At 74.3% G+C, this 10,151-nt stretch carries 10 protein-coding genes; 1 reads left to right on the forward strand and 9 read right to left on the reverse strand.

What is annotated here, in order from left to right; translation table 11 throughout:
• From ACFYXB_RS43495 to ACFYXB_RS43535, 9 genes are all read right to left on the reverse strand, one after another.
• The coding region (locus tag ACFYXB_RS43495; protein ID WP_389590857.1) for a hypothetical protein at window positions 1-302 on the reverse strand (302 nt) is incomplete at its 3' end.
• Between the two features lie 277 nt (window positions 303-579).
• The gene (locus ACFYXB_RS43500) at window positions 580-1,458 is read right to left on the reverse strand and encodes a 4'-phosphopantetheinyl transferase family protein (RefSeq protein WP_389590859.1); all 879 of its coding nucleotides are present in this window, start codon (window positions 1,456-1,458) and stop codon (window positions 580-582) included.
• Between the two features lie 43 nt (window positions 1,459-1,501).
• Entirely contained in the window at window positions 1,502-2,971 is a 1,470-nt protein-coding gene (locus ACFYXB_RS43505) for a hypothetical protein (protein ID WP_389590861.1), read from the reverse strand.
• Window positions 2,972-3,057: 86 nt separating this feature from the next.
• The gene (locus ACFYXB_RS43510) at window positions 3,058-4,014 is read right to left on the reverse strand and encodes an SRPBCC family protein (RefSeq protein ID WP_389590863.1); all 957 of its coding nucleotides are present in this window, start codon (window positions 4,012-4,014) and stop codon (window positions 3,058-3,060) included.
• Between the two features lie 100 nt (window positions 4,015-4,114).
• Window positions 4,115-4,948, reverse strand: a complete 834-nt coding sequence (locus tag ACFYXB_RS43515) for a BTAD domain-containing putative transcriptional regulator (protein WP_389590864.1) — start codon at window positions 4,946-4,948, stop codon at window positions 4,115-4,117.
• 340 nt (window positions 4,949-5,288) lie between these two features.
• A complete protein-coding gene (locus ACFYXB_RS43520; protein ID WP_389590872.1) occupies window positions 5,289-5,963 on the reverse strand; it encodes a ScbR family autoregulator-binding transcription factor in 675 nt (224 codons plus the stop codon).
• A gap of 529 nt (window positions 5,964-6,492) precedes the next feature.
• Window positions 6,493-7,173 carry a ScbR family autoregulator-binding transcription factor gene (locus ACFYXB_RS43525; protein ID WP_389590866.1) on the reverse strand — a complete coding sequence of 227 codons (681 nt, stop codon included), beginning with the start codon at window positions 7,171-7,173 and terminating at the stop codon, window positions 6,493-6,495.
• A gap of 179 nt (window positions 7,174-7,352) precedes the next feature.
• Complete coding sequence (locus ACFYXB_RS43530) at window positions 7,353-8,126, reverse strand: SDR family NAD(P)-dependent oxidoreductase (protein WP_389590867.1); 774 nt, start codon at window positions 8,124-8,126, stop codon at window positions 7,353-7,355.
• Window positions 8,123-8,893, reverse strand: a complete 771-nt coding sequence (locus ACFYXB_RS43535; protein WP_389590869.1) for an HAD family phosphatase — start codon at window positions 8,891-8,893, stop codon at window positions 8,123-8,125. Before ACFYXB_RS43535 ends, ACFYXB_RS43530 begins: the two co-directional genes overlap by 4 nt.
• Before the next feature lie 283 nt (window positions 8,894-9,176).
• Between ACFYXB_RS43535 and ACFYXB_RS43540 the strand changes: the two genes are divergently transcribed.
• Window positions 9,177-10,127 carry a ScbA/BarX family gamma-butyrolactone biosynthesis protein gene (locus ACFYXB_RS43540; protein ID WP_389590870.1) on the forward strand — a complete coding sequence of 317 codons (951 nt, stop codon included), beginning with the start codon at window positions 9,177-9,179 and terminating at the stop codon, window positions 10,125-10,127.
• Window positions 10,128-10,151 lie beyond the last annotated feature (24 nt).

Here is a 10,151-nt window from a genome sequence, read left to right on the forward strand (position 1 = left end):
CCGTCGTCCAGGCCGTCGTCCAGGCCGTCGTCCAGGCCGTCGTCCAGGCCGTCGTCCAGGCCGTCGTCCAGGCCGTCGTCCAGGCCGTCGTCCGGGCCGTCGTCCGGGCCGTCGTCGGGGGCGCCGTCCAGTTCGACGCCGTAGCCGCGGTGGCGTCCGGCGATCCGGGCGGCGACCGCCTCGGCCCCGGCCGGGGTCAGACCGCACAGCTCGAGGACGAGCGGCGACCAGGGCTGCGCAGCGAACGGCTCGTGGACCACGGCGGGCACGGCGGCGTCCGCATGCGAGTGACGACTGCTCATCCGCTCCCCCGGGCGCCGGCCGCCCCCGCCACGCCAGGGCGGACCGGCCCCCCGGCCTCCACTTCGCATCGTTTGTGCACCACACGTCCCCGCACCTGCACCGGCCGGCGCTCCACCGGTCTGCGCCCCGCTGCCACAGCTCCTTGCGGCAGCCGGGCGGCCCTCCGCACCGCCGGCCCCGCTCCGCGCCCCGCGGACCTCCGCACCGCCGGTCGCGGCCCGACCGCCCCGCGGCGGACACCGGCGCGGAACTCCCTGGCGGGGCCCGGTGCCCGCCTCATCGCCCGCCGGGGCCGCGCGGCCCCGGGAATCCGATGATGCGCGCACCGGGCACCGGCACCGGCTGCTGCTCCGGCTCCGGCTGTTGTTCCTGCCGCGGTTCCGGCTCCGGCTGTTGTTCCTGCCGCGGTTCCGGTTCCGGTGCGGCAGCACGGCGGTGCGCCTCACTCACCAGGAACCGTCCCTGGACGAGATGGGTCGCGAAGGTCCACTCCCCGGCGGTGTCCCCCACCAGCACGGCCTGCCCGGCCCGGTCCCAGCAAAAGCCGAACGCGGAGAACCGCCGCCGCAGACCGTGCCCGAGCGCCTTGGTGTACGCCTCCTTCAGCGTCCACAGCCGCAGGAATTGTTCGGTGCGCTCGCCCTCGGGCAGCGCGGCGATCAGCTCGGCCTCCCCGGCGGTGCACACCTGCTCCCGCAGCAGATCGAAGGAGACCCGGCGCCCGGCGGGTTCGGCGTCCACGCCGACCGCCCCGGCCCGGCTCACGCCGACCACGATCAGCTCGTCGGTGTGGGTCAGGCTCACCTGCAGCCCGGCCCCGAGCCCGCGCAGCACGGGCCGCCCGCCCGGCAGGTAGGCGAGGTCGAGGCGGTCCGCGGGCACCTCGAGGGCCGCGGCGGCCGTGTACTTGACGACCACCCGCGACACGGCGAAGCTCAACCGCCCGGCGGGGGCGGGGTGCTGCCGGTAGCGCGGCCAGTCCCGGCCCAGCAGGGCGCGCAGGCCCGGGTCGAGCAGCGCGGCGGTCAGCCACTGGCCCCAGGCGGTGTGCACGACCGCCCGGCCGCTCTCCTCGATCCGCTCCCGCACCTCGTCCCACGGCCCCTCGGGGCCGGCGACATGGGCGGGCGGCGGCAGATCCCGCGTGCCCGGCATACGGCCCTCCCCCTCTTCTTTCCTTCTCGTCCCGGTCACCAGGTCACCCCGGCAGCAGCCTGGTGGCGTACACGTCGCAGTCGACGCCCTGCGCGCCGCGCGCGGCGAGTTCGGCCCACACCTCGGTATGCGGCGCCGGCGTCCCGGCGGGCAGGGGGGCACCGAGCCGCCCGGCGATCCGGCCCAGCGCGAGCAGCGCCCACTGCGGCCCGCCGAGGAACCGCGCCCCGGACACCGCCGCCGCCTCCCGCACCCCGAGCACAGCCGCGGCCAGCAGCAGCAGCGCCTGCCGGTCCGCCAGGGCACGGGCCGCCGGATCCGCCGGATCATGCACGGCAGCCGGACCGTGCACGGCGGCCGGACCGTGCACGGCGGCCGGGGTGCAGGCGGCACGCAGCGCCCGTTGCTCGGTCACCAGCCGGCGGCCGAGGCGGGCGAGCGCGGCACGGGCCGGATCACCACCGCCACCGCCACCGCCACCGCCACCGTCGCCGTCGGCGGCGGCGGCGGCGGCGGTGGCGGCGGCGCTGTCGCCGGCACGGGCCAGCCGGGCGGTCGCGGCGGTGAGCGTGGCCGCGACGGCACCGTGGCAGTCGGCCCCGGCCGTGTCCGGTACGGCGTCCTCGAGCCGGAACAGCGCCGGGAGCTCGGGGGGTTCACCGTGGCGCACCGGGCCGGCCCAGGCGCCCAGGCCGCGCACCAGGCACGCCTGCCAGCCGGCGGCGGCCGCCCCGTCGACCCGCGCCGCGCCCCGGTCCCGGGCGATCTTGGCCAGCATCCGCCGCTCGGGGCTGTCCGCCCCCAGCCCGCACTCGTTCAGGACGAGTTCGAGATCCCCCAGCACCTCACCGGCCAGCAGCGGCACGGCATACCCCACCGCGGCGACGAGCCCGGCCGTCCCGTCCCGCCCGGCTGCGCCCTCACCGGCAACGCCACCGCCCCCCGCACCCGCACCACCGCTGTCCGGACCGCCCGCGCCCGGACCGCCCTCGCCCGGACCGCCCTCGCCCGGACCGCCCTCGCCCGGGCCGCCCTCGCCCGGGCCGCCCGCGCCGCCGGCTTCCGGACCCGCCGTGTCCCCGGCCTCCCGGACGGCGCCCCGTCCCGCGAGCGCGCGCAGCGCCACCACGGTCAGGCTCTCGCAGGCCAGCAGGTCCACGAAGGCCGCGGCCAGGACGGGGCGCCACTGCCCGGCGCCCGGCTCGCCGCGCCGCGCGAGTGTGTCCACGCGGCGGGTGGCGGTGTGCAGCACTGCGCCGGTCGCCGCGAGCAGCGCCGCGCACCCGAGCAGCGCGCCGGCCGGCTCCCGGCGCCCGCCGTCCGGCAGCGGCCAAACGCCCCGGGCATGACCACGCGCCAGATCCCGCCGGAACACCGGCCGCAGCACCCGCGCAAGCCGGTCCAGGCCGAGCCGGTCCAGGCCGACCTGGTCCGCGCCGAGCCGGTCCATGCCAGGCCGGTCCATGCCAGGCCGGTCCATGCCGGGCTGCCCGGCACCGAAGGTGAGAGCCATCGCCGGCCTCCTCGTCGTGCTCGTCGTGCTCGTCGTGCTCGTCGTGGTGCTTTCGGCCGTCGTGCGGCCGTGCGGGTGCGGGGTGTTCATCGCAGTCGGCGTACGGCGCTCTCGGCGTGCCACTTGGCCAGGCCGAGCGCCTCGGTGCCGGCCCGGCCCAGCCGTTCGCGCACCTGGCGGCGGGCGTCCACGAGGAGGGCGTCCTCGCCGAGCGCGGCCGTCAGGGCCTGTTCGCGCAGCATCACGCGGTGGGCGCTGACGACCCGCACGCCCGGCTCGTCCGGCACCAGGTACCACTCCCCGCTGTGTGCCGCGATCAGCCCGGACGGGGCGCTGTCCTGGTAGACGATCCGTCCGGCGTGCGGGAAGCACAGCCGCACGGTCCGGGTGCTGAGCGTCTCGCCCGTCTCGCCGGCGCAGGTGTCCAGTGCGGCGATCTGGACGCCGGGCCGGTCCTCGGTCACGGCGGCCGAGTCGACGTGCGGCAGGAGGTCGGCCCAGTCCCCGATGCGGTAGAGGAAGTCGTAGACGAGTTCGGCGGGGCCGTCGACGTGCACGCTGTCCTCGAACGACAGCAGCAGTTCGTCCAGCCGCTCCCACTGCTCGGCGCTCTCGCGCACCCGCGCCAGCAGGGCGCGCACGTCGGCCTGCCGGCTCCCGGGCGGCTCGCCGGGGCCTGCGGGCTGGTGGTGGTGCAGGGTGAGCAGGCAGTGTCCGGTGCCGTCCGGTTCCACGGTCCAGGTGCCGCGGGCGGGGGCGCCGGGCAGGTGGGTGTCCTGCTGCTCGAAGTCGATCAGGCGGTGCTGCGGCCGCAGGACGCGCCGGACGGTCGAGGAGCGCACATGACCGGCCCGCAGGTCCCACACCCGCAGCTGTTCGCGCAGCTGCTGCCGGGAGCCGGCGGCGTCGATGCGCTCGACGTGGACGTGGGAGGGCACAAGGACCGGCCAGCGGGGGGCGTCGGCGAGCAGGCCGTAGACCACGGTGGCGGGGGCGGCCACGCCGATCGTGTGCCGGACGGAGTGCACGGGCTGCGGCGACATGCGTGAGCTCCTCTGGCGGGTTCGCTCAACGCTGCACCGCGCCTCTGGGGCCGCACTCGACCCCGGCTGGAGACAGAAGGGAGGCCGGTACGGCGGCGGGTCAGCCCACCGGAGCGGCCGGAGCGGGGGCGGGCCGTGCGGCGGGGCCGGTGTCGGGCCCGGCCATGAGGACGGAGCGCTGCAGCTTGCCGAGCGCGGCCGACGGCTCGAGGCCGAGGGTGCGCACGAGGGTGGCGCGCAGCCGCTGGTAGGCGTCGAGGGCCTCACCGCGCCGCCCGGAGCGGTACAGGGCCAGCATGTACTGGCCGCACAGGCTCTCGTGGGTGGGGTAGCGGCTGACGAGGACGGTGAGCTCGGCGAGCAGCTCGCGGTGCCGGCCGAGCCGCAGGTCGGCCTCGATGCGCTGGTCCAGCGCGCACAGCCGGCCCTCTTCCAGGCGCTTGACCTGGGTCTGCAGATGGAGCCCGGTGTGGACGTCGGCGAGGGCGGGACCCCTCCACAGGGTGAGCGCATCGCGCAGCAGCCGGGCGGCGAGGGGGTAGTCCCCGGCGTCCATGGCCCGGTACCCGGTGCCGGCCAGCCGCTCGAACTCCCCCACGTCGCTGGTGCCTTCACCGCTCTTGAGCACGTAGCCGCCGGGCACCGTCAGCAGGACATCCTTGGCCGAACCCCGCCCACCACCGGACGCCGCCGCACCGTCCCCGAGGGCGGCGGTGATCAGCTCACGCAGCTGCAGGATGTACGTCTGCAGGGTGGGCCGGGCACTGCGCGGCGGCGCCGCACCCCACAGCTCCTCGGCGAGCACGGCGACGGGCACCACCTGGCCGGCATGCAGGGCCAGCAGAGCCAGCACCTGACGCGGCTTGGGCGCGGTCGGCGTCACCGACACACCCCTCTCCCGCACGGCAAGCGTGCCCAGTACATCGATGTCCACGCCGTCTCCCCCGCTCCCCGTTCCCCGTTCCCCGTTCCCCAACGCCCGATGCCCAACGCCCGATACCCGGTGCCCGGTGTGTCCGGTGTGCCCGGTGCCGTTGTGCCGTGTTTCTCCGGCACCCCGAGTAAAAAACAGCACGCGCGGTATGTCAATACCAAACCGGGCACCCCACTTGTCCTCGATCGGCACCCGAGACGCCCTCGACGGAGCGGGATCATCACGGGACGAACCGGGACGGAACCGGGACGGAACCGGGGCGTCATCGGGCGGCCGGCGCCCGGGCGGCCCGTCGTTCACGCGTATGTGACGGACCGATTACCAGACCGTGTATGCGGTTTTACGTGCCGTCCGCCTCCCCGCCCGTCCCCCCGGCCTCCCCGTTCCCCCCGGCCGCCTCCCCGTTCCCCCCGGCCGCCGGCACGAGGGCCCGGCCGGGCCCGGCCGCCGGCCGCGGCAGGACGAACGCCCACAGCTGCGCCAGCCGCTCGGGCGCCAGCCAGTCGCGGTCCGCGGCGCCGAGCGCCTCGAAACCGACCGTCGCGGCCACGATCACCGCCGTCACGACGTCGGGCGGAACGTCCCGGGCGAGTCCGCCCTCGGCCTGCGCCTGCACGACCAGGCCGCGCACCCAGGCCTGCCACCAGCGCAGCATCCGGGCCCCGTTCCTGCGGGAGGGGTCGCCGCCCAGTTTGAAACCCGCCCGGACCACGGGATCGGTGACGGTGGCGAGCAGCAGCCCGCAGGCCGCGTCGACGAGCAGCTGCCGGGCACCGCCGGCGGCCGGCCGGCAGCGTTCGACCAGCTCCGCCACGGCATCCGCCGCGGCACTCTCCACCTCCCCGGCCAGGTCGTCCTTGCTGGCGAAGTGGAAGTGCAGAGCCCCCGCACTCACACCGGCCCGCCTGCTGATGGCAGGCAGCGTGGCCAGCGCGTACCCCTCACGCGCGAACGTCTCGGCCGCCGCGACAACCAGAGCCCGCCGCGTACGGACCGCCCGCACCTGCTTGACCATCACGCCCCCTCCCGCCCCCGCACGGCACCGCGACCGCACCGGCCCGCCCCCCGACAGACCCGCACAGCATTCCGTTTCCCCCACCCTAACAAACCGCACGACTGGTTGGTTTCTTGGGAGGGGGGCCGGCCGCCCCCCGCACAGCCGGCCCCCGCCCGCGGCCCGGCCCGCTGCTCAGACGGCCGGTTCCCCCGGTGAACAATCTTCAGGGCGCCGGCTTCACGACGTCAATAACCGCACGCTTGGTTTTGTAAAGGGGAGGCGGGCGGACACGGCGTCCGGCCGCACCACCCCGCCCCGGGCCGGGAGGGGATTCCGCATCGGCCGCCGGCCCGGTGCCCACGGGAGAGGCAAACCAGGCGAGAGGTTTTTTACAGGAGGCTGTCCATGACAGGGGGTCCGTCCGGTGCGGGAAGCACCGCGGGAAGCGCCGCGGGAAGCAGCCCCCGGGGGGGCCGCCGGGCGGCGGGCCGGGCGGTGCGGTGGCCCGGGCGGGCCGGCGGTGCGGTGGCCCGGGCGGTGCGGCGGGTCAGGCGTCGGCGGGGGTGAGCACCGGCGCGCCGGTATCGGCGGGCTGCGGGCCCGGCAACTGCTCGACGACGCGCATGCCCCGGTCGGGGGCGATGTCCAGCCTGATCAGCGAGGCGGGCGTGGCGATCGCGGGCAGTACGTGCTTGTAGAGCACGGAGACGCGGTAACTCAGGTCCGCCCAGTGTGAGTTGGCCTCGGAGACCGCCTGTATGCCGACCCAGGCACCGAGGAAGAATTCCGCGGTCTCCTCGGGCACGAGGTGCGGCAGCGCCTCGCCGCGTTCCTTGGCCTCGGTGAGCAGGCCGGCCACCAGCGTGGTCCACGCCGGCCAGGCACTGCCGAACAGCGCCCGTCCCTGCACGTCGGCCGAGAGGCGGATCCCGGCCTGCAGGATGACCTCGTTGGGGATCCGGTGGGCCAGCGTCATGCCGAGGTCGACGAACTCCTGCAGCTTCAGCTCGCGCTCGATCCAGTTGTCGCCCGCGACCTGGGCGTCGATCACCCCGCGGGCCAGAGCCTGCTTGGAGTCGAAGTGGAAGTACAGGGCACCCTTGGTCACCCCGGCCCGCTCGAGGATCTCGGCGATCGTCGCCGCCGCGTAACCGCGCTCGGCGAACACCGCCGCGGCGGCCTCGACAACAGCGCGCCGGGTCCGTACCGCACGCTCCTGCTGCGCCATGAGACCCTCCTCCGTCAGAAAACAAAACCGGACGGGACGTACCTTACCCCATTCGGGGCCGCCTACCCCGGCCCCGTGCCCGGGTTCCCCGGACACGGGGCGCGCACGTCACGGGCGGGGCGCGGGAAACCGGGCCGCGGGCGGGGCGCCCCGCCCGGGCCGGGTTCTGGCGCCCGCCTTCACCAGGCGGTCCGCCCCCCGTCGACGGCCAGCGTGGCGCCGGTGACGAAGCCCGCGCCGTCGCCGCACAGCCAGGCGGCGGCCTCGGCGACCTCCTCGGGGGCGGCGGCCCGGTGCTGGGGGGCGGAGCGGTAGGCGCGCTGCTCGGCCGCGGGAGAGCGGGTGAACACCTCGTCGATCATCTCGGAGCGGGTCAGCCCCGGGGCGATCGCGTTGACCCGGATGCCGTCGCCGGCGTACTCCACGGCCGCGGCCCTCGTCAGCCCGATCACCGCGTGCTTGGAGGCGATGTAGGGAGCGCCCGCGGAGGAGGCGACCAGCCCGCCGACACTGCTGGTGTTGACGATGGCGCCGCCCCCGCCGGCCAGCATGGCCCCGATCTCGTGGCGCAGGCAGTTCCACACCCCCCGCACATTCGTGTCCATCACCCGGTCGTAGGCCGCATCGTCGAGCAGATGCAGCGGCGTCGACGGGTCGAAGGCGACACCGGCATTGTTGAAGGCGACGTCGAGACGGCCGTAGCGCTCGACGGTGTGCTCGACGGCCCGCCGTACCTCCTCGCCGCGGCACACGTCCACGACGTGGTACCCGGCTTCTGCACCCTTGTCGCGCAGTTGGGCGACAAGGTCCCGTAACCGGTCCTCGCGGCGCGCGGTCAGCACGACGGTCGCGCCCCGGGCCGCGAACACGCGGCCCGCGGCCGCCCCGATGCCGCTGCTGGCGCCCGTGATGAGCGCGACCTTCCCCGCCAGCGGAGCGCCGCCCCCGGTCACGGCCGCGCCCCCCGCGCACCCGCCACCGGCCCGGCCGGGCGGCGGGACTCCTGCCACACCGTGCCCTCGTACGCCTCCCGGTCGAGGACGCGCACCAGCTGCTCGTCGATCTCGTGCAGCGAGCGCACGGTGTGCCGGACACCCGCCTCACGCATCAGACGCCGCTGGAAGCCGTGCTCGAAGCCGCTGGGGTGGCCGATGAACGGCACGTCCAGCTCCCGGGCCCGCTCGGCGAACGTCACGGCGTCGTCGATGAATAGCACCTGGCCGCGGGCGAGCGCGAAATGGTCCTCGGTGATCTCCCGGATGCCCGGGCGGAAACCGTCGGTGGCGATGTAGTGCGGCGCCGCCAGCAGGGGCCGGAAGACGGCCAGGTGCTCCTCGACGAAACGGGCGTCCATCCCGCCGTAGCACACCACGGCCAGACCCAGCGCGCGCAGCCGCCGCAGGAGTTCGCCCGCTCCGTCGAGGGGCCGCAGCGGATGCGACCGCATGTATCGCTCGCGCTCCTCGAAGAACGCCTCGGCGATCTGCCGCGGACCGCCCGCCCCGGCCCCCAGCGCCCCGGCCAGGACTCGGGCGGCCCGCTCCCGCGGCTGCGAGAGGACCGCCTTCTCCAACTCGGGCGTATACACGACCCCGTGCTTGACGACGAGCCGGTGGATGACGGGACTGAAGGTGTCGTTGAGCAGCACGCCGTCGACGTTCACGGCGGCGAGACGCAGGGTGCGCAGACCAGGGTGCTGCATGAGCTGCATGAGCTGCATAACGTCCTCTCTCAAAGCGTTTCTACCGTTACGTGCCAACTGCCGACCCCGGAAGCAAACCGCAGGGAAGGTTTTAAGCCGGAGAGCCCGGACAGGCCCATACCGGCGTGAAACGGCGCGAATCCACCGCAAAGCAGAGCGATGAACCCCCCGAAACGGAATCAATCCTTCACTGATCCCCCTACGCTTGCCGAAGTCTTTACCTGGGACCCGGTCCAAGAAAACCGGTAGGTCCGTATCTTATAGGCGTCGTCGAACAAAGCTTCAAGACCGGGGGTACTTGATGACTCTGTCCGCTCCGAGCGACGTCGGCCTGCCGGCCCTGCCCCGGCTGACCACGACCGTCCCCAGGGAATACGTCCACCGCGCGTGCCTGGCCGAGGTGTTCCTCACCGGCTGCACCGCCCACGGCAATCTGCGCTTCACACTCACCGGCCAATGGCCACGCGCCCACGCACTCTTCAACAGCCCCGACGGCACCCGGCATGATCCACTGCAGATCGCCGAGACCTTCCGGCAGGCCGGCATGTTCGTCTCCCACGCCGAACTCGGCATACCACTCGACCACCACTTCGTCATGTGGAGCCTCAGCTACACCTCGGACCTGCGCCAACTGGCCATCGCCTCGACACCGACGGACTTCCGCCTCGAAGTGAAGTGCACGCAGGTCAACGAACGCCGCGGGCTGGCCAGCCAGGCCCGCATGGCGTTCACCATCCACCGCAGCGGAAACCTCATGGCACACGGCGCAGCCCACTACACCGTCATCACACCGTCCGCCTACGCCCGACTACGCGCCGACCGCCTCGACCCCCACCCCTTCAACACCACCGCCCCCCGCACACAACCGGCAACAGCACCCATACCACCGGCCCTCGTCGGCCGCACATCCCCCACCGACGTCGTCCTCACCCCCACCGAAAAACCCAACCAGTGGCTACTCACACCCGACTTCAACCACCCCATCCTCTTCGACCACCACGCCGACCACCTACCCGGCATGGTCCTCCTCGAAGGCGCCCGCCAAGCCGCCACCGCCTCCGTCGGCCCGCGCACACTGACACCCGCCAGCACCTCCACCGACTTCCACCACTACGCCGAACTCGACCAACCCTGCTGGATCGAAGCCACACGCACGACACCCGAGAGCGGCGGCAACATGACCATCGAAGTAACAGGCCGCCAGAACAGCAAAACCATCTTCACATCCACCATCACCGGACCCGCCAGCTGACGACCAAAGCCACGCCATCGCCGC

The sequence above is a fragment of the Streptomyces sp. NPDC002619 genome, from assembly GCF_042889305.1.
Lineage (GTDB): Bacteria > Actinomycetota > Actinomycetes > Streptomycetales > Streptomycetaceae > Streptomyces.

Coding starts and splice junctions, on each gene's coding strand:
- ACFYXB_RS43500 (WP_389590859.1), bottom strand. CDS start 1,458: ATGCCGGGCACGCGGGATCTGCCGCCGCCCGCCCATGTCGCCGGCCCC.
- ACFYXB_RS43505 (WP_389590861.1), bottom strand. CDS start 2,971: ATGGCTCTCACCTTCGGTGCCGGGCAGCCCGGCATGGACCGGCCTGGC.
- ACFYXB_RS43510 (WP_389590863.1), bottom strand. CDS start 4,014: ATGTCGCCGCAGCCCGTGCACTCCGTCCGGCACACGATCGGCGTGGCC.
- ACFYXB_RS43520 (WP_389590872.1), bottom strand. CDS start 5,963: ATGGTCAAGCAGGTGCGGGCGGTCCGTACGCGGCGGGCTCTGGTTGTC.
- ACFYXB_RS43525 (WP_389590866.1), bottom strand. CDS start 7,173: ATGGCGCAGCAGGAGCGTGCGGTACGGACCCGGCGCGCTGTTGTCGAG.
- ACFYXB_RS43535 (WP_389590869.1), bottom strand. CDS start 8,893: ATGCAGCTCATGCAGCTCATGCAGCACCCTGGTCTGCGCACCCTGCGT.
- ACFYXB_RS43540 (WP_389590870.1), top strand. CDS start 9,177: ATGACTCTGTCCGCTCCGAGCGACGTCGGCCTGCCGGCCCTGCCCCGG.